The sequence below is a fragment of the Paraburkholderia podalyriae genome (genome assembly GCF_014397785.1).
Lineage (GTDB): Bacteria > Pseudomonadota > Gammaproteobacteria > Burkholderiales > Burkholderiaceae > Paraburkholderia > Paraburkholderia podalyriae.
This window is the reverse complement of record NZ_VZQQ01000043.1, coordinates 17,543-35,757: the sequence shown is the minus strand read 5'-3', so window position 1 is coordinate 35,757 and position 18,215 is coordinate 17,543. Positions and strand designations below refer to the sequence as shown.

Below are 18,215 nucleotides of genomic sequence, written 5' to 3'. Positions count from 1 at the left end.
GCTCATTCGCCTGAAGCGTGGGCGCCGGATGCGTCTTTCCACGCATTCCAGTTGCGTTCGTCGGGCGAGCCCGCGAAGTCGAGGTTGTCGTGACCGTGCTTGAGGTTGTAGTACTTGAGAACGTCGTCGAGCGACGCGCCGCCACAGTTGCCCTGATAGATCTGGTGCACTGGCAGCCACGCCTGCACATACTTCTCGGGCTCGCCTTCGAAGATGTCCTTGCAGCCGTCCGAGCAGAAGTGGAACTTCATGCCGTGATACGTCGATTCGCGGTAGGCGATTTTGGTCGGGTCGTCCGGCTCGCTGAAGAACATCGGCACCTGGCAGGTCTGGCAGAGCATCGGCAGACTAGTGTTGTAGAAGCGCTTGCCCGCCTGCTGCTGTTCGCGCCAGTATTCGAAACGCGGCCGGTAGACGCTGTCGAAGGTCTCCGGGTACTTGGCGGAAAGCCAGTCGAGTTCTTCGTCGGAGGGCACCCAGGTGTGGAAGTCAGCGGCGGCGCCATAGTTGTAGAACGTGGCCCATGCTTCGTGCGTGACGCGATCCTTGGTCTGCGTCGCGATCTCGTGATACCTCGGCATCCGCAGGCCATAGCGTTCGAGGTCTTTGAAGAGCGCGCCGCCCGCGTCTTCGAAATAGATCTTCCACGCCTCGGACCACGACATCACGCGCTTGGGCAGCATGTAGTCCATCATCATGCCGACCAGCGTCAGCAGCCGGAAACCGCGCCAGAACCATTTGTCGAGCCACTTCTGCACGATCGGCACATTGCCGGGGTCCTGCTCGCAGAGGAACTTCACGACTTCAAGACCAAGCGTCATGTGACGCGACTCGTCGGACTGCGCGGAGAAACCGAAGGTGACGGTCGCCATATCGCCGTTGTATGCAGCGCCCGACATGAACGGCATGAACAGCAGATTCGTCAGCACGTATTCGAACGAAAACGAAATGGCCGTGATGAATTCGAACGGACCAGCACTCATCGCATCGTCGAAGTACGACTTCGGCACCGACAGATACCAGACGCGATCGTACATATGCGGCCATTCCGCAAAGCCGTTGAAATACTTGTTGTAGAGCGACAGCGTGTGAACCTGCGTCTGACAGTGACGCAATTCGTCGATCGACTGCATCTGGCAAGCGACGCGCGCACCAACCCCGCGAAAATGGCGACCCAGATGCGCATAACCGCGATGCGCCGCGTATTCGAGCGGCGTCACGCCGGTCAGGAACAGCTTGAGCGTGTTGATATAGCGTGCGTCGGAGACATTCATGTGCCCGTTGTTCTGCGCGAACGAATCGATGATCGCGTAGAGCTTGCGTTCCTTCTCCGCCTGATACTTCCAGTACGCGTCCATCGTCATGCGGAACGGGTCTTCCCACTTGTCCCAGTCGTGAATCTTGATGCCCTCGTACTGATCGAACGGGAACACCTTGTCCATCGGCTGATAACTGGTTTCCCAGCCGAGATCGCGCGTCATCAGCGCGTACCTGTCTTTCAGGTTCAGCTTCTTGCGTGCGTCCATCATTCGTCTCCGGGTTAGGTCAGGCGTGCCATTGCAGCGTGAAGGCATCGTCGGTTTCATCGATGTTTCCCGACAGCGACACCAGGTTCAGTTGCAGCTCCTGGATGTTCCAGTCGCGGCCCAGCTCTTCCGATACGAGGGTGCGCGAAATCACGAGCTTGCCGGGGGCGTCGATCTTCACCATCGCCGGATACTCGTTGACCGTAGCCTCGGGATTCACAGCGGTAATCGCGGCGACGATCGCTCGCGTTTCGTCGGTGTTCTGCAATGCGATGTAGACGTTCTGCATGACGGCCTCAGGGTTGGACTGTTGCGACCGGCAATGCGCCGAGCTTCGTCAGACGCGCGGCGAATTGCGCGCCGGTTTCGTCGAGTGCGGCGGCGCCCGCGCCGTCGAGCAGCGTGCCGGCAACGGGGAGAAGCGCGTCGAGCGTGCGGGCGCGGTAGTGCTCGACCCAGCCGGCAATTCGTTGCTGATTCTCGGTCGATTCAGCGCTCACCGCTCGGATCACCGCGTCGACCCACTTCGCGTGATCGGACTGCCATTGCTGCGTGAACTCGGTGAGCATCGCGAGACTCGCGCCCAGGTGCTGCGCCGCGAACGCGTCGAAGTGCTGATACACGAGCGGATACAGCAGGCCGTCGAGCACGAGGTTCTGCGCGACGAAAGTCTCGAACCAGTCTTCGACCACGAAAATGTCTTCGACGAGACGCCGCATGGGTTGCCATGCCTCTGCTTCCAGCCACGCCGTCTTCGCGCGTTCCAGCGCGACGCCGGTGTTGCCGTCGAGCGCGAGACCGATACGTGACAGATACTGGGCGATGCCGAGTCGATCCATCGCGCAGAACGTGCAGGCCTGCGTGATCGCGGTACCGTAGCCATAGTCGGCGCACAGCGTGTTATTCATATTGGCGCCCCATTCGACATGGCGCAGCGGCAGCAGCCCCGCGATCAGTCGCGCCTGCCATTCGTGCGACAGACCGGCCAGCAGTCCGCGACGCTCCACCAGATCGAACGCGCCTTCGGCCGCCTCCTGTTGCCGCGCACGTGCCGTCACATAGGCGCCGTAGTAGTACTGGCGCGGATCCTTCAGCGCGTACCAGTCCTTCATGTGGATTTGGGTGCGGCTAGCGTCGAACAACTCGAATTCCGGCGCCCACGTCGGCCGATAGTGAAAGTTGATGGTGGGCTGAATATCGTAGGTCGCCTCCTGATATCGCGAGGCCGGCTTGTCGCCGAAACGGCGCGCGACGTGCCCATAGGTTTGACGCAGCGGCTGGGCCTTGAGCGTCTTGATTTCGATTTGCATGAGACTGTCTCCGTGTTTGTCCACTACTCTTCTGAAATACCGCGTCGCTTGCGCTAGCCATCGAATCGCCAGCGTTCTCGCGTGAGGTCGATCTGTTCATCGGTTTGCGTGAGCGTGCGCACCGCGTTGACCTGGCAGAAGCGGTCGAACATGGTCCGGCTCATGATCAGTTCGACGGCGAGATCGGCGTCTCCCACCGAGAAGTCGAATTCGACATAGCCGTCTTTGCGTTGCGCAGTTATCCGAACGAATCGTTCAGTTCGATCGAACAGCGGTCTCGGATCTTGCATCGTTGCCTCCTAGCTTTTCTTCCTTATTGCACGACCTGTGCCATGTGCTCTTTCGGTGAAAAATGCGAGGGTTTGCCCGAAGAAAATCAGCCAATAAGCCGCAATCGCGGCGCGCCGCGATGATCAAAGCATCAAGCGATGGCGGGCTGCTTGACCATTTGATGAAGCGCGCGCAGACACGCCGTCAGCGAAGGCCGTTGTTTGCGTGCGAGGTTGCTGCGGCCGGTCGGCTGCGCGTTGTCTGGCGTTGACGAACCGCGAGCGGCAAGGCGGTGCGTGCGTCACGCGGGGCACCGGCGGTGCCGATGCTCTGCCGTGACGTTCATCAAATGATCAAGCGTCGGGATCCGCGCACCGCCCGCCAAAAAGAAACGGGCCGCCCGATGGGCAGCCCGTGTGTTCGGCCATAACAGCGTGATTATTTGTCTGCGGTCTGGGCGGCCCTGTCGCGATTGCGCCAGCGATAAGCAAGCTGCGGGCGCGTGATACCGAGCATTCTCGCCGCCTGACTCAGATTGCCGTCCGCACGTTCAACGGCCGCCTCGATAAGCATGTTCTCCACGCGGTCGAGCGGTATGCCTTCGCGCATCATGTGATCAAACAACGCGTCGGCGACGTCCGCGTTTTCCCGCAGCGGATGGCCGCGCTCGTCGAGCGACGCCGCGCTGTCGTCTGCGGACTCCGGCAGGGCCGTGAACAGATCGCGCTCCGTGATCTGACCGCCTGCGCGCGCGAGGATCACGCCGCGTTCCACCGCGTTTTCGAGTTCACGCACATTGCCGGGCCACGCGTAGGCGCGCAGTGTCGCTATTGCACGATCGGTAAGGCCCAGCACGCGCTTGCTGTGCCGCACGCTGTACTTCGCGATGAATCGCTCGACGAGGCGGGGGATATCGTCGGCCCGCTCGCGCAGCGGCGGGATCGTGACCGGATAGACATTGAGACGGTACAGCAGATCCTTGCGAAACGCGCCGCGCCGCACCGCTTCCGTCAACTCGACGTTGGTCGCGGCGACAACCCGCACATCGACCTTGCGCACGCGGTCGTCGCCGACGCGCTCGAACTCGCCTTCCTGGAGCACGCGCAGCAGCTTGGCCTGCGCCGACGCCGAGAGCTCGCCCACTTCGTCGAGGAAGAGCGTACCAGTATCCGCCCGCTCGAAACGGCCGATCCGCGTCTGATGCGCGCCGGTGAACGCCCCTCGCTCAACGCCGAAAAGCTCGGCCTCGAGCAACTCCTCCGGCATGGCGGCACAGTTGATGGCGACAAAGGGCATGTCGCGCCTCCGGCTCACGCCGTGCAACGCGCGCGCGAAGCGCTCCTTGCCGACACCCGTTTCGCCGAGCAACAGCACGGTCACGTCGCTCGACGCCGCGCGCTGCGCGAGCCCCCACGCTGCGAGAAAACCCGTGGACGCGCCGACCAGTTCTTCCGGCTGCGCCACTTCCTGCTGTAGCGAGCGCAGGTTTTGCACTTCACTTTGCAATTGCAACAGCGTTTCGATGACCGGATCGGGCGTGTAGAGCTTCAGCATCTCGTCGCCGTCGGGCCACTCTTCGACACGCTTGCCCACGATGCGGCAATGCGGATCGCCACAGCCCGAACACAGCGTCTCCTTGTAGAGGATGGTGCGGCCCATCAACGCGGACGTATAGCCACTCGCGTAGCCGACCTGCATCCAGCAGACCGGATCGTTGCTGAGGCCGAAGATTTTCTGGTGCACTTCGGCTTCGAACGAGTCTTCCCACAGGTGGTCGCCGTAGTACTTGCCGTTGGCGATATCGATGTCCACTTCGATCGGCGTCACTCGCACGTTGCCTTCGAGCACGTGCAGGCACGGCCCGAGTTCGAGCAGGCCGAAATCGCTCGCGGTGGGGCGTAAAGTGCGGGCGAGTTCTGCGTCGCGCGTGCCGGATTGAAAGCCCATTCGCGTGAACAGGCCCCGCGTACGCTCAAGGCCAAGCGTATCGACGAGTTCCTTGCGCAACGCGCCCACTGTGGCTGTGTGAAGGAGAATCATGCGATTCTCGCCGAGCCAGATGTGTCCCTCCTGCCTGACAAATTTCAGGCGGCGCGAAAGGTTCTCGATCCCCTCCCGCATGCTCGCCGAAAACCGCGCGGTGCTGTCTGTCACAGCGCCTCCTTTTATGTGTATGAGGTATCTCCGTCTCTATTCTAGGCAAAGTCCATGCCGGAGAGGTCGGCTGATCGTCATGGCCCAGGGCCGCGATTATGAGGGGCTGATCTGCCATCGGCTTTCGGGGTTGGCTGTCTGGGCGCCACCGCCTGCGCGGGCCAATCGTCATGACGAGGTCGGTACTTACCCCAGGGACCGATTGATCAAATCATCAAAACGACCCGGAATGGACTGTCCATTTGGTGAAGCTTCTTTCATATACCCGCTAGCGCTCGCAACTGCGCCGGCGAAATCGCCTCCCATACGCGTGCTTGTTCATTTGGTGTAAACGCACAGTGGATGGCTTCGTCAGCACGCGAGCCTATCTGTGGAAACATGAATTGGTTTCGCGCGCACGAATTGCGAGAGCATGTTGACCAGCGCGTGCAGGCAGCGGTGCGGCAAGGCGACCAGGGCATCGATCTGATCGCTTCGGCTTTCACCGCACAGACACCACGCGCAGAAATGCTCGCAGTTGTTCGTGGTCACCCGGTAGCAGTCTTCGCCGAGACGCGAGTACGCACGCCGGACCACTTCCTCACGCGAGTATCTTCTGCCGGGCGTGCGCTCGACGCGGATCTCGTGGCCGTCGGCAAACTCACTCAAGGAAGTCTCCTGCACCGGGGCGCGACGCAGCGAACAGCACCATCCGGCGTAATGCAACACCTTGCCATCGCCGACGTAGATGCCGTGATGCGTGTAGCCGACGCGGCGCGTGACCAGATGCCCCCCTATGACCAAGGAGGCATTTCCATGCTGGCCTATTTCGTTTGCTGATTTCGACATGTCGATCACCGCGTTCTGCTGGTCCTGCGGTGACCTAGGCATAGGACGTGCCGAGACTCCAGGCGAGCGGTGCCGCGCCGCGCCCGGCGGACGTGCCGACGGTAAATGCAAACCGGGTCAGCCTGCGAATGCTGCGGCCGCGCTTCACCAATTGATAACGGCGCACGCGCAGCCTTTAAATGAAACGGCGCAAATCGCCGCTGGTGACGCAAACAGCACTTCACCAAAACCGATACTGCAAACCGCCCGCTTGACCATTTGATCAATCCTGCATCAGGGTAAATCCGGCCTCTGTCGATGTGCTGCCATGACCGCACTTGTGTCGGGGCGAGCGGCAGAAATTGGCCGACTGTACGCGTTCAGCAACGGAACCTTGATCAGCCATTCGCGGGCTCGCACGATGCCACCGGCCGCTTCGTGGCTTGATAGCTCAGTGAGCGCAACCCGAGCGCACCGGTCAGCCGGATGTCGGGGCTAAAGACCGTTTTTCCGGTTGCGTCCGAAACTGCGCGGCGAAAAGGCTTGCTCCAAGGGGATGTCCAGCGACAACATACAAGTTATCGCATCGGATGATCGTCGGCTTTAGGCGACGTGCGGATGCGCAATCGGGCAACAAGTTCTTCAGTCGCGCCCCCAAAGTCCGGCCTTTTGCTATCCGTACAATTCGTCAATCCGCACCAGCGCTTCCTCGACCAGCCGTGCGTCATCCTCGGTCTTCGCCATTTCGAGCGCAGTTCGGCCCGCAAACTGCTTGTGCGGCATGACCAGCCACCGGATCGCCTTATCCTGCTCCCGGAAGACGGCTATCGCCTGTGCGACTATTTTCGCGAGACGTGTCGCAAGGAGTAACGTGCCACGGGACTCGTCTTGCTCGCCGAACAGCAGTGGATTCATCTGGTCCACAGTTACCCGCACGTCGGGTCGGGAAACGACGCCCTTCAATGCTTCAATCACGTTATCCGTTGCGGACGGCGGATCGACCCGCAGCCATGACCCGAGCGTATCGCGGAGACACTGCTGACAAAGGTCAATGCTCAGATGGGCACCGTCGCCAAAAACCGAGCCAAAGCCGCCGCGCCAGTCGAGCGACACTTTTTCATACCACTCCCCCTGGTCATCATCGGGCGACATGCGCTGGCTGCAGCGGTCGCATGTGCAGGCGGCGATCTCCTGCACCATCCTGTCACGGTATTCGCGCATGACCTACTCCCTTTCCCAGCCCGACTTTTTCCAGCCAGGAGGCACGAGACCGAGCTGCTTCGCGGTGGCGACCGGCAGGCGCAACAGCACCGTGCCCGGCCCGCGCTCCAGGTTCCCGAGCATCGTGACTTCAGCGGCTACACCGTCAAGTTCCAGATACACGACGTCCTCTGGCTCAAAAATCTCGGCGTAAAGTTCCCAGCCGGGCTGACCGCCCTCTTTCGCCTGACACCGGATGTGGTCCTTGCTGCTCATAAATCGCTGTTCCTTTTGCGAGCGTTTAGCCGACGCGCCACGTGTCACGGGCAGTCGCTTCAGATACTGGACGCAATCCGCGTCGTCAATGACATAAGCCTTTTTCTGCCACGCGGCGGTCGCGCGTTCGGACATGTGCCCATCAGATCGAGCTGACACTTGCATCCTGGCATCAGCGATGACCGTTGAGAAAGTCGAACCAGTCTTGCGCGTAAGCGCAACCTTGATCGGGAATGCCCGAACCGGACAGTTTCCGGTCGAAAAGGACCTGTCAGGTCGGGAAATTCGTCCATGGTTATGCTCCGAATGTTCCGCGGAACCGGCGTGCGGCATCAACGACCGCAACGTGGTGATCAAGCGCATCCTTGGGCGCGATCGGGGCGGTACCACCCTCCTCCACAATCCAGCCGTTGGGAAAGTGAAACCAGGCGGCAATTGTCCACGGGTCCGTGGCGGGTCCGAGCTCCGCCAGAATCTCCCGGATGACCGGCAGCGGCTGATCACGATCATCGAACTGGTATCGGGCAAAGTACCGCTGACCTTCAGCTTCCACGCCAAAGATCCAGCCGCGTTGCTGCCATCCGGCTACGTCCGCGGGAACGGTGTCTGCCCCGATCCACTCGCCCTCGGCCAGTATTTTCAGGATCGTGTCTTCTCGCTGAACCTGAAGACTGTGCAGGGCTGTAGGCATCGCTGTTCCTGTTTTACGCGTGGCGAGCGCAAAGGCCTTCAGGCGCGCCCGTAACTGTGCGCTGCTCCCGTCAGGCGGCAATGACTGTCGCCGTCTTTTTCGCCGGTTCGCCCTGGTCAAGCGCGCTCCATGTCGGGATGCTCCGGGGGTCAACCATTTTTTTCAGGCGATCTCCTCGCGGCAGCGCCCATGCGCATCGCCAGAACGTTTGCGCCGCCTCAGCGCGCCACGGCACAGCTGCTCACACCTCTATCACCAGCGCCGGATCAAACGCCGGGTTTTCCCATTTCAGGTCGGTCGGCGCCCCCGCCATCAGACGGTTCGTCGCATAGCCGCGCGGGTTGGCAATCACCCGCGACTGGCCAACGCGATAATCGAACGAGTCATGCACGTGACCGTGAATCCACACGTCGGCCAGCTCGAGCACAGGTCGCAGGTCACTCACGAATGCAGCGTTGACCGGGTCGTTCGCATAGCGCGGATGCACCGACGGCGGAGCAACGCCGTGATGGGTCACGACGACCGTGCGCCCGTCGAACGGCTTTGCCAGCTCGGTCCGCAGCCACGCCAGTGCTTTTTCGTGCTCGGCCAGCGCGTGCTCCGGCCGAAAACGTGTGCCGTCGCCGACGCGGATCACACGATGGTCATGCAGCATCCGCCCGGCCAGCGCCATACTCCGGTCGCGCACGCCACTGAGCGCATAGTCTGTCCAGAGGCAACAACCGAGAAACCGCACATCACCCATGACAAACGTGTCGCGCTCAAGGTAATGAACCGCAGTACCGGCCGCGCGCATACGGATGGAGTTGGCAAGCGTGTCGTACTCCGTGCCATACGCTTCATGGTTGCCATGCACGTAGATGACGGGCACCGGCCAGCGCGCAAACGGCTCAACCGCATCGGTCCCTTTCGCGATGTCACCCGCGAGCACCAGCACGTCCGCATTCGTCAGCCTGACGGGGTTGTGACCCGGAAAACTCTGGTGCACGATCTCCAGATGCAGATCCGAGGCGATCTGGATACGCATGCCGTCAGCTCATACCTGCGACATCAACCGTCGTTTTCCGGCGGCCAGCCTTCGACGAACGCGCCGGCGTGGACGGGTAAATGCGCTTTCCGGGGGAGTGTTTCTCCGCGATACCGACAGGCATCGAGAATTCCTCACCCGCTGCTGTCGTGAATCGCGCAAACGAGACCAGCGGATGGTCCTCGTCATAGGCTGCGGTTGCGCCGATGTGAATTTCGCTCAGCGGCTGCAGACTCCATTGTGCCGAGTCCTTGTGCGGCTTCGCGCTCAGCACTGCCGCGCCCCGCACGATCTGGCCGTCTGCCGTCAGTTGCAGCAGCGTCTTCGCGGCACCCGACGCGAATTCCACCATGGCAACCCGCGGCAGGTCACGTTTTCCAGCGGCAAATTGCAGGATGAGCACGTCCCCACAACCCGCCATCTCGGCAACGGCCGACAGCGTCACTCCGGGCCATGCCGGCAGAAGGTTCTGCTCAGAAATCAAAAACATACGATCACTCTTTCAACAACGGGACTGCAAAACCAGCGCGACATGCGATGCGTTGGAACACATGAAATGGGATGCCGTCCGGCCACGACGTGTAGCGCGTCGACCGTGCATGCGCAGGCTGCCAGCGTTGCCATACATGGGCTGGCCAAGGCATCGTTAGGCAGCTTCGGCGCGCGCACACTGGCCGCGGTTCGAAACGCCAATTCGATATATGCATATTTTGCCTACATGGTAGGCGTTTTGTGATGTTACCAGATTAGGCGAACGCAGCGACGATTCCACGTCGATCAACAACCAAAGGTGTTCACCCGGTGGCTTCGCGCGCAGAAGAAGAATTTGCGGTTCAGGTAGGACAGGCGCTGGCCAATGCGCGTCTTGAAGCTGGCAGGACGCAGGAAGAAGTCGCGGAACTTCTCGATCTCGACAAACAGACGATCAGCCGGATTGAAACTGGCAAGTCCTGGCCATCGCCAGCGCGACTTGTTGCACTGTCCTCGCTTTACGGGGTCGAAGTGAACAGTCTCTTCATTTCCCCGTCCAGCAAGTCCAGGCAGGTGGCCGGCGACATTGCGGAAATGCTGGCGTCGCTCAGCCCTACCGATCGCGTCTGGGTCAGGCGCTGGCTCAAGCAGTTATGCGGGCGACTCGCCCGCACACCGGCGCGGGCAACGCGCCGCAGCAAAGCACGCGGTTGAACCCCAACGACCACTCGCCGAGGGAGGTCGCGGCTTTCCTCAGCGTTCTGGTGCCGCTGGGCAGCACCTGTCACGCCAGAGCCGCACATGAAAGTCCGCTGGCGCCTTGCATCGTTTTCCCGCGATAAGGGCGTTTATCATGGCAACGGCTTTTTTAACCGCGAGAAAAGGGGTTTTCTTGCGTCAGACCTGTGCGTAATCTAATGTGGAAATCCCGCCCTGCGCTTCGCGCGGCCGGCTTTTTCCGACCTTCCCGCCTCGCGCTGGACTCCGCTGCGGAGATCCCATGTCCCGCCACGCCGCCGTCACCCCCGATGCGATCCGTACCACCGTGCTCGCGATGCTCGCCGAGGCGGGCGACACCGCCCCCGCGTCCGACGCCCGCTTCCGCCGGATCGTGTCGGTCCGCAAGCTGCGCGCGCGCCTGGGCGCCGGTGACCCCGCCACGCTTTCGCGGCACCTGAACGCCATCGAGGCCGAACTCGTCCACGCAGGCCTCGCCGGCTTCGCCGTGCCGGACGTGCCGCCGGCGATCGCTGCGCAGATGCGTGCCCTGTGGGAAGCCGCAGTCGCGACGCAACTCGAGGGCATTGTCCAGCTGCGCCGCGAGACCGAAGCGATGGTGGAAACCGCCACCGAGGCGCAGCGCAACGCCGGGCTGAAGGTCGAACTGCTGCGGGTCGAACTCACTGACGTGCGCAGCCAGCTCAGTGCGCGCGACGCGGAACTGGCCGTCGCCCGCGCCGCGTTCGAGGCGGCCGAGAAACGTGCCGCTGTTGTCGAGAACACCCTGGGACAGCTGCAGACGCAGCTGAAGAACGCTGAGACAGCGACGGCCGAGTCCGCCCGTCGGCATGCCAGCGGACTGGCGGCCGAACGGGCACGCTATGACGGCCTCTCGAAGCAGTTGCTGCGGGAAACGGCGCACCAGCGCGAAACCTTCCAGACCGAACGCGTGCGCCTCGAAACGGAACTCGCTCGCGCGGCGGAGCGCCTCGCGGCCTTCGAGTCGCTGCGCGACCGGCTGCTCAACGAACTGGCGGAGGAGCGAAATTCGCGGCAGCACGCCGCGGCGGAGGCGGCCGCACTCGCCACCGTGGTGGAGCAGCAGCGGCAGACGCTGGCGCTCGTCGGCACGGCGACGGCAAAGAAGCAAGCTGCCGGCGGCCGGCGGCCAGCGCGCGGCGCGACCCGAACGACACCGGCGGCCGCCAGCACGTCGTCAAGGAGAGCGCGATGAATCCCTCCGACTGGCACGATACGGGCTGCCGTCCCCCACAGCGTCTGCCCGGTTCCGTCGAGGCCGCGCTCGAGTACCTCGCGCACGCACTCGGCCACCTGCTATACCTCCGCTGGACCCTCACCGCACTCAAGCGGGGCTGCCCGTCGCTGGCCGACGCGAAGCGCGAGCACCCCGCCGTGTTCGCGCTGCTGCTCGAGCACGACACCGCGATCGAGTACTGGGAGCGCGGGCGCCTGCGCGTCGTTCCTGAAGCCGCGGCGCCCTCCGCGACTACCGTGCTCGAACGCGTCCTGCGGCAGCACCGGCGGCGCTTCCGTCAGGCCGCGACTGACGCGGCGGCAGACAGCGCGCGGGGTTCCACCGTCATCACGCCGGACGCGGCGCTGCTGCCTGCCGGCGTCGGGGCGACGTGGGTCGCCCGCGCGGGCCGCTTTGCCAATCCGGTGGCGCTAACCAACACCCTCGGGGTCGCCGATGATACGCAGGCGGTGCGGCTTTTTCTGCGCGAGCGGGCTTCGCACTCGCCTCATACGCTGCGTGCCTACGTGACGGAGTTGCGGCGGCTCGCGGCCTGGTGCACACGCGAACGCCTGGGACCGTTTTCTGATCTGACGCGCCGCGACCTGATCGCGTACCGCGACGCGCTGCAGGCGCCGGGTACCGACGACGCAGGCAAGGTCCGGCGCGCGTCGCCGGCGAGCGTGTCCCGGGCGCTCGCCGCGGTCTCGAGCATGTTCGCCTGGTGGCACCGCACGGGCTACCTCACCGTCAATCCAGCCGAAGGACTGGCCGCCGGACGCCGCGCACGCATGACCTGGACCCCGGTGCGGTTCCTGCCCGCCACCGCGCTCGCCCACTGCGACGCGGTCGCCGCCGGCGACGCGCCGACGGACGTACCGTCCACGGTCTGGGCCCGACGCCGGGCGATCTGGACGCTGTACCGCTTCGCCGGCGTGCGTCTCGCAGAACTGGTGTGGTACGAGGAACGGGCGCTGCCGCGTATCGAGGTCGATGAAGGCAGGCAGTGGACCCTGCACGTCACCGGCAAGGGGAACAAGTTGCGTGCGGTTCCCCTGCCCTCGTCCTGCCTGCCGTCGCTGCGTGCCTACCGGCGGGTGCGCGGACTGCCCGACGATCCCCCGAACGGCGAACAGTTACCGCTCATCCACAGCGAACGCGGCCGCACGCTCGGTGCGAGCGGCCTCTACGACGAGGTGCGAGCGGTGTTTGCACTGGCGGCGGCGCGGCTGCCGCCCCAGGAAAGCGCCATGCGCGCGGCGCTCGAAAGGGCTTCCACGCACTGGCTGCGGCACGGTTATGCGCGCACGCTGGTGGTCGATCACCGCGTGCCGCTGCCGGTGGCCCAGGCGCTGCTAGGGCACGCCTCGGTGCAGACGACCGCGGCCTATGCGAGGACCGATCTGACCCAACTCAGGGGGTTTGTCGAGGGGAGTTTTCCAGACAACGATTAACCCGTCGCGGAAATAACGGAAATACATCTTGATTGCCAGCTCGACCAAGACTCATCGCTGATCGACTTCCCTACTTCCGCTCGTGACCGTTCTTCTTGAGCTTTGTTCGACGTCTGCCCATGTCCGTGGGCTCGTGGGGCTGGTGCCGGCATGTGCGGGCAGGCGCTGAATAAACCTGAAGGGAGGAAACCGCGGAGTGCACCGATGCAGTTGAAGCGTCGATGACTATGGCGATCTCAATGGGTTCAAAGTAAAGATCACAGCGCAAGCTAAGACCATTTTGATGTTTTGACCGTCGGCAGTCACTCACCTTGAGCGACCGCTCCTCGTCCAACGCGTGTAATTACGATCAATTTGGTCCTTGTCGCCGCCTCGCCTGCCACGTCTTCGATAAAATCACCAAGACTGTCGACGATTTTGCTAGGATCGAAGAAAAGAAGGCGACGAGATTTTCACTTCCTCGTTCAATAAAGAAATACACTGAGAGTGGAATATCATGATCGACAGTTTGTCGCGAATCAAAAAATTTGGTGTTTTCGACGACTACGCGAAACCAGCAAGCCTAAACGAATTTGGCGCGGTCAACATCATCTACGGATGGAATTATTCGGGCAAGACGACGCTGTCGAGGCTCTTCCAGTGCCTAGAAACTAAGGCGACTCACCGGGATTATCCCGGAGCGCAATTCGCGTTGGTTGACGACGACGGCTCATCGATCAATCAATCCAACGTAGGCGCTTACGGCGGCGTCGCCCGGGTGTTCAACTCGGATTTTGTCGAGAAAAATTTGAGTTGGAACGGAGCGACGTTTCACCCCATCTTGTTGTTGGGCGAAGACACTATTGAGGCGCAAAACAAAATCGCGGCGAATGTGAAGCTCATTGAACGGTGCCGGATGGCATATGCGAAACACCGAAGGTTGACCGATGAAACAGAACAGCGGATGAGCCAAGATCGGACCGCTGGAGCCAAACAGATCAAGATTCGCCTTTCGCTGGTCGAAGCGTTCACCGCTTCGCACCTCAACGGCCTGCTAGCCAGCCTGGATGTAGGAAAAGCGGCCGCGGCGCGACTCAGCGAAGAGGACTTGGCGGCGTGCCTGAAACAAGCCCTCGCTTCGGACAAAGACAAGCTTGAACCGATGACTTTTGTGCGTCTTCAACCGACGCTTTCTGGGGCGATCGCGAAATGCACGCCGCTGCTTCAAAGAGTACCGCAATTGTCGAGCACAATTGAATACCTTAGGGAGAACCCCGCCGTCGCCAATTGGGTCGAGCACGGGCTGACGCTGCACACCGACGCGAAAGCTTGCGAATTTTGCGGCGGGGAACTGACCAGCGAGCGCATGGGCGCGCTTCGGGCTCACTTCTCCAAAGATCTTCTCAATTTCAAGAGCGAACTGAGCGTCGCCAAAAAGTCCGTCGACTCACTGCAGTTGGAGCTAGCCCCTCTGCAGAAATCGAGTTTCTATCCAGACTTTCGCGAGCAAGCAGGCGCAGCACATCAAAAGTTGCTGGGCGCGGTCGGCGCCTTCAACGACCAAGTTCTCAAACTCGCCGCATCAATGGCTCGCAAGCTGGCGTCGAGTTTCGAGGGAATGGAGCTTCCGGAGTTGTCGGACGAACCTGAGAGAAACGTGGCCCGACGAGCGGCAGCGTTCAATGAAATCGTGGCGGCGAACAACGCGATCGGCGAGAACTTTGGCAAGCAGAAAGCCAACGCAGTAAAAAAAGCGAAGCTGCATTTCGCCGCCGAGTTTTTCGCCGCAGAACGCGACTCGGGCGTGGCGAAGCGTCTCGCTCTGCATGTCTCGCATCGCGAAAAGATGGAAAAAATCGGAAAAGCGTTAAAAGCCGAAAATCTGGAGCTGGAAGCTCAAATCAGCTTCGCGCAAAAAGGCCGAGAGAAGATAAACGCCCGAATTTCGAATCTACTCGGGAGCGACGAGCTCCACATCGAGGTGGTCAAGGAAGGGGAGTCGGACCGGTTCCGGCTCGCTCGCCGAGACGCGATCGCTAAAAACCTTAGCGAAGGCGAAAAAACAGCCATCGCCTTCGCGTTTTTCTTGACGAAGCTAGACGAGCTAGAAGACTTCTCAAAATCGTTGGTCTACATAGACGACCCTATTTCCAGCCTGGACAGTAATCACATTTTCCAAGTCAATTCGATCATTCGAGAAACCTTCTTTAAGCAAAACGAGCCCAAAGGAGAATGGAAAATCGCCTGCGCGCAGCTTTTCATTTCCACGCACAATTTTGAATTTTTCTCGCTTCTTCGCGAATTGCCAGCGAAGAGCAAAAGACGCTACTTCCAAACGAAGAAACTGTCGCCGACTGTTTCAACGTTCACGAATCTTCCAGCCTCGATCCTCAAATATTCTTCGGAATATCACTATCTTTTTAGCGTGGTTCACAGCTTCCATAATAGCAAGGACAAAGGCGAGTTGGAAACATTGCTCTCTGTGCCGAACGCAGTGCGGCGATTTGTGGAGCTTTATAGCTACGCTCGCATCCCGCATTTCGTCGACGGAACCGTCGATCAGCGCGTCGACACCTTGTTTGGAAAGGAGAAGTCGAAACGAATTCTCAAAGTTTTGCATTATTTCAGCCATCTCAACGACATCGAGCGCTTGTCGAAGAACACAGACCTGATTTGTGACATCGAGCATGTCGTCGCTGATCTTTTCGAGTTGCTCGAAAAGGATCCATTGCACTACGATGCCTTGAAGGCCTCCCTCACGTGATCGATGGTTGGCACGCGCTTGATCTAAGAGCGGCCTCTCGAGCTGTCGCGAAGCACGCCGCTCACGCGCGAGCCTACAAGGGTCAGAAAAGGTCATGTTGAACGACCGGTCTGTATCAGAACTCGATGGACGAGCTGGGCGCACAACTCAGCGGTGTGTCGACACCGATATAACCGTTCGCCGACGCAGAAACTTGTGAGATGCAGCGGTTTGCAGAGTGTTCCAAAAAATGAAACTTGGAGAAAATAAGTGATTTATCGTTGCAGCGTTTGCAGGAAGACTTCATTTGAAACGCAGTGCCCATGGTGCGCGAGGGTCTCAACGCAAGGCGTAGGACAAGTTCAGCCGACGGGGTTGCAGGTGCCTCTTGATCCTTCGTTTTACCCTGATTTTCAATATCAATCTAAAGGCTTTATAAAAGACTTTCTTGGTAAAAAGAAGGAACAGGCACAACTCAACGATTTGCTTCGCAATGTATTGAACAAATATGCCGCGTTAAAACAACCATATTTTGCCAATTACATTTATACAGTCAGAGCTGGGGAAGCTCAAACACAAGATGCCGAAACCCCCGGCGCTCGCGTTAACGGATCGTACTCGAATAGAGAACTATTTCGAGAGGTTTTGATTCGAAAAGGATTTGCAGAACTTGAAGAGATGCCTCATCTATTAGACAAGCTTTTACTGACAACGGGCTTTAATGCGGCCTATTTAGGCTTCTCAACGGAAATTACTAGACATATCGATGGTTCAGTATTTGATATTCTCAAATCATGGATCCATGAAGCTGGTACAAGTTTCAGAGATGATTTAACTCTATTTTTTTATTTTATGTGGGACCGCACATTCAGATCCCGCAAGTTCCGTTCACTCAGCAGGCTTCGACAAGCTTTGGAACTCCGCTGCTGTCATGGGATACGATTCAAGCTTGGCTGCATACTTGCGAGCAAATACACTTCGACATTTTGGTCGAGAGACTTGCAGTAAAGCTGGAGCATTTTGATCCTAACCTCTTTGTCACGATGTATCACGTCGACGCTATGGATGGCTATGGCTTTGAAAAATTTCTTGCCGAGCTGTTCCAGACTGCTGGGTTCGAAGTCGAGGGCACCAAATTGAGCGGTGACCAGGGTGCGGATCTTTTCGTGACGCGGCTTGGTAAAAAGATCGTCATTCAGGCAAAAAATTATTCCGGAAACGTTGGTAATGCTGCGGTGCAGGAAGCGATTGCCGCAAAAAGTTTCTATAGCTGTGATGAGGCTATGGTCGTTACAAATTCGTATTTCACGAGGTCTGCGCTTGAATTAGCCAATACTGCGGGAGTGCGTCTAGTTAGTCGGCGGGAGTTGCAAGCCTATCTTGATGACTACAACCAACAAATTATTGAGCGCTTTCGCGCCTCCGATGGGGTAGATGCGCCAACTAAGGAAAGCGCCTCATCCGCGAGCTGATCTGGATCTGTCGCTGGCGGGTAACTACGTTTGAACGTTGCAGACCTGAGCGGCTGAAATGTCTTCGGTATAGTTACTGCCGTAGACGGCAGTAACCCTTGCCTGCGGAGCGGTCACTTGGGAGTGGTCGGCCGAACGGCTGCATTGGGTCGAGGGTGTGAGTTCCGCACATGAAGGAAGCTGCCGTCCGGTTGCTTGATGCCGCCATCGTCAGCAGTCAGCCACATTGCTGACGTAGCACCCAAGCCGCCTCAATGACAGCAATGGCCGACAACCCGCCTGATTGTGCTTTCGACGTCTCGTCCGCGACCTTGACACCACGCTATGGACCGTAAGCTGCGAACCCTGACCTGTTCAGATCTAAGATCGTTCGACATTGGCCTTCCCGCTGAGCGCCAAACATCGCGCGCGAACATCACACGAAGGCTGCCAGCAATGATTCAGTGAAAAACGACACGAAATTTTAGTCAAAAATATCCATTACTGATATTTTTTTGTCATCTAAATCACTCCCCTTGCGCTGCGCGCCTCTCAGCGGACAAAAAAATCCGTAACTTTAGGCAATCAAGGGTCGGTCGAGATCAAGTGGTACAAGATCGACGACGCCGGCAAGGAAAAGGAGTACTTCAACACGAAGCTGGACAACGTGAAGATCGTCGCGGTCAAGCCGAAAATGTTCGACATCAAGAACCCCGACTACGAGAAGCACAACCACATGGAAGACGTCGAACTGCGCTACGAGACGATCACGTGGTCGTACAAGGACGGCAACATCATCCACAAGGACACCTGGAACGAGCGTTCCTGATCGGCATGTGATAAGTGGGACCGGCGCAGCGCCGGTCTCGTGACGTGCGTTG

The 18,215-nt window shown here is 59.8% G+C and carries 18 protein-coding genes; 7 read left to right on the top strand and 11 right to left on the bottom strand.

Annotation, left to right across the window (positions count from 1 at the left end; genetic code table 11):
• Nucleotides 1-2 precede the first annotated feature (2 nt).
• The 11 genes from F6X42_RS31545 to F6X42_RS31495 all read right to left on the bottom strand — a co-directional run bounded on the left by F6X42_RS31545 (nt 3) and on the right by F6X42_RS31495 (nt 9,706).
• Nucleotides 3-1,526, bottom strand: coding sequence for an aromatic/alkene/methane monooxygenase hydroxylase/oxygenase subunit alpha (locus F6X42_RS31545; protein WP_187637941.1), 1,524 nt, complete (start codon nt 1,524-1,526; stop codon nt 3-5).
• Nucleotides 1,527-1,545: 19 nt separating this feature from the next.
• Nucleotides 1,546-1,815 carry an MmoB/DmpM family protein gene (locus F6X42_RS31540; RefSeq protein ID WP_187637940.1) on the bottom strand — a complete coding sequence of 90 codons (270 nt, stop codon included), beginning with the start codon at nt 1,813-1,815 and terminating at the stop codon, nt 1,546-1,548.
• A gap of 7 nt (nt 1,816-1,822) precedes the next feature.
• The gene (locus F6X42_RS31535; protein ID WP_187637939.1) at nt 1,823-2,836 is read right to left on the bottom strand and encodes an aromatic/alkene monooxygenase hydroxylase subunit beta; all 1,014 of its coding nucleotides are present in this window, start codon (nt 2,834-2,836) and stop codon (nt 1,823-1,825) included.
• Nucleotides 2,837-2,889: 53 nt separating this feature from the next.
• Nucleotides 2,890-3,126: a phenol hydroxylase subunit gene (locus tag F6X42_RS31530; RefSeq protein WP_187637938.1), complete on the bottom strand. Its 237-nt coding sequence runs from the start codon at nt 3,124-3,126 to the stop codon at nt 2,890-2,892.
• Nucleotides 3,127-3,544: 418 nt separating this feature from the next.
• On the bottom strand, nt 3,545-5,260 hold the full coding sequence (locus F6X42_RS31525) for a sigma-54-dependent Fis family transcriptional regulator (protein WP_187637937.1): 1,716 nt from the start codon (nt 5,258-5,260) through the stop codon (nt 3,545-3,547).
• Nucleotides 5,261-5,611: 351 nt separating this feature from the next.
• Nucleotides 5,612-6,088, bottom strand: coding sequence for a lecithin retinol acyltransferase family protein (locus F6X42_RS31520; RefSeq protein ID WP_246530311.1), 477 nt, complete (start codon nt 6,086-6,088; stop codon nt 5,612-5,614).
• A gap of 651 nt (nt 6,089-6,739) precedes the next feature.
• Nucleotides 6,740-7,288, bottom strand: coding sequence for an MbcA/ParS/Xre antitoxin family protein (locus tag F6X42_RS31515; RefSeq protein WP_187637936.1), 549 nt, complete (start codon nt 7,286-7,288; stop codon nt 6,740-6,742).
• A 3-nt stretch (nt 7,289-7,291) separates the two neighbouring features.
• Nucleotides 7,292-7,678, bottom strand: a complete 387-nt coding sequence (locus F6X42_RS31510; RefSeq protein ID WP_246530309.1) for a hypothetical protein — start codon at nt 7,676-7,678, stop codon at nt 7,292-7,294.
• A gap of 160 nt (nt 7,679-7,838) precedes the next feature.
• Nucleotides 7,839-8,234: a hypothetical protein gene (locus F6X42_RS31505; RefSeq protein WP_187637935.1), complete on the bottom strand. Its 396-nt coding sequence runs from the start codon at nt 8,232-8,234 to the stop codon at nt 7,839-7,841.
• A gap of 241 nt (nt 8,235-8,475) precedes the next feature.
• Nucleotides 8,476-9,261, bottom strand: a complete 786-nt coding sequence (locus F6X42_RS31500) for a metallophosphoesterase (RefSeq protein ID WP_187637934.1) — start codon at nt 9,259-9,261, stop codon at nt 8,476-8,478.
• A 4-nt stretch (nt 9,262-9,265) separates the two neighbouring features.
• A complete protein-coding gene (locus F6X42_RS31495; protein WP_187637933.1) occupies nt 9,266-9,706 on the bottom strand; it encodes a hypothetical protein in 441 nt (146 codons plus the stop codon).
• Nucleotides 9,707-10,062: 356 nt separating this feature from the next.
• Here F6X42_RS31495 and F6X42_RS31490 point away from each other — a divergent pair, with 356 nt between their 5' ends.
• The 7 genes from F6X42_RS31490 to tssD all read left to right on the top strand — a co-directional run bounded on the left by F6X42_RS31490 (nt 10,063) and on the right by tssD (nt 18,163).
• A complete protein-coding gene (locus F6X42_RS31490; protein WP_187637932.1) occupies nt 10,063-10,446 on the top strand; it encodes a helix-turn-helix transcriptional regulator in 384 nt (127 codons plus the stop codon).
• 286 nt (nt 10,447-10,732) lie between these two features.
• Nucleotides 10,733-11,686 (top strand): DNA-binding protein, encoded by a 954-nt coding sequence (locus F6X42_RS31485; RefSeq protein ID WP_187637931.1) that lies wholly within the window; start codon nt 10,733-10,735, stop codon nt 11,684-11,686.
• Nucleotides 11,683-13,161: a tyrosine-type recombinase/integrase gene (locus tag F6X42_RS31480; protein ID WP_187637930.1), complete on the top strand. Its 1,479-nt coding sequence runs from the start codon at nt 11,683-11,685 to the stop codon at nt 13,159-13,161. Before F6X42_RS31485 ends, F6X42_RS31480 begins: the two co-directional genes overlap by 4 nt.
• A 496-nt stretch (nt 13,162-13,657) precedes the next feature.
• Complete coding sequence (locus F6X42_RS31475; RefSeq protein ID WP_187637929.1) at nt 13,658-15,904, top strand: AAA family ATPase; 2,247 nt, start codon at nt 13,658-13,660, stop codon at nt 15,902-15,904.
• Nucleotides 15,905-16,153: 249 nt separating this feature from the next.
• Nucleotides 16,154-16,891: a hypothetical protein gene (locus F6X42_RS43520; RefSeq protein ID WP_222945790.1), complete on the top strand. Its 738-nt coding sequence runs from the start codon at nt 16,154-16,156 to the stop codon at nt 16,889-16,891.
• Nucleotides 16,892-16,944: 53 nt separating this feature from the next.
• Nucleotides 16,945-17,355 (top strand): restriction endonuclease, encoded by a 411-nt coding sequence (locus F6X42_RS43515; protein ID WP_222945789.1) that lies wholly within the window; start codon nt 16,945-16,947, stop codon nt 17,353-17,355.
• A gap of 520 nt (nt 17,356-17,875) precedes the next feature.
• Nucleotides 17,876-18,163: a type VI secretion system tube protein TssD gene (gene tssD, locus F6X42_RS31465; RefSeq protein WP_281394061.1), complete on the top strand. Its 288-nt coding sequence runs from the start codon at nt 17,876-17,878 to the stop codon at nt 18,161-18,163.
• Nucleotides 18,164-18,215: the final 52 nt, after the last annotated feature.

What these genes read in the sequence shown, in the direction of transcription:
- F6X42_RS31545 (WP_187637941.1), bottom strand. Translation starts at nt 1,526, where the DNA reads ATGGACGCACGCAAGAAGCTGAACCTGAAAGACAGGTACGCGCTGATG.
- F6X42_RS31540 (WP_187637940.1), bottom strand. Translation starts at nt 1,815, where the DNA reads ATGCAGAACGTCTACATCGCATTGCAGAACACCGACGAAACGCGAGCG.
- F6X42_RS31535 (WP_187637939.1), bottom strand. Translation starts at nt 2,836, where the DNA reads ATGCAAATCGAAATCAAGACGCTCAAGGCCCAGCCGCTGCGTCAAACC.
- F6X42_RS31530 (WP_187637938.1), bottom strand. Translation starts at nt 3,126, where the DNA reads ATGCAAGATCCGAGACCGCTGTTCGATCGAACTGAACGATTCGTTCGG.
- F6X42_RS31520 (WP_246530311.1), bottom strand. Translation starts at nt 6,088, where the DNA reads ATGTCGAAATCAGCAAACGAAATAGGCCAGCATGGAAATGCCTCCTTG.
- F6X42_RS31515 (WP_187637936.1), bottom strand. Translation starts at nt 7,288, where the DNA reads ATGCGCGAATACCGTGACAGGATGGTGCAGGAGATCGCCGCCTGCACA.
- F6X42_RS31510 (WP_246530309.1), bottom strand. Translation starts at nt 7,678, where the DNA reads ATGTCCGAACGCGCGACCGCCGCGTGGCAGAAAAAGGCTTATGTCATT.
- F6X42_RS31505 (WP_187637935.1), bottom strand. Translation starts at nt 8,234, where the DNA reads ATGCCTACAGCCCTGCACAGTCTTCAGGTTCAGCGAGAAGACACGATC.
- F6X42_RS31500 (WP_187637934.1), bottom strand. Translation starts at nt 9,261, where the DNA reads ATGCGTATCCAGATCGCCTCGGATCTGCATCTGGAGATCGTGCACCAG.
- F6X42_RS31485 (WP_187637931.1), top strand. Translation starts at nt 10,733, where the DNA reads ATGTCCCGCCACGCCGCCGTCACCCCCGATGCGATCCGTACCACCGTG.
- F6X42_RS31480 (WP_187637930.1), top strand. Translation starts at nt 11,683, where the DNA reads ATGAATCCCTCCGACTGGCACGATACGGGCTGCCGTCCCCCACAGCGT.
- F6X42_RS31475 (WP_187637929.1), top strand. Translation starts at nt 13,658, where the DNA reads ATGATCGACAGTTTGTCGCGAATCAAAAAATTTGGTGTTTTCGACGAC.
- F6X42_RS43515 (WP_222945789.1), top strand. Translation starts at nt 16,945, where the DNA reads ATGGATGGCTATGGCTTTGAAAAATTTCTTGCCGAGCTGTTCCAGACT.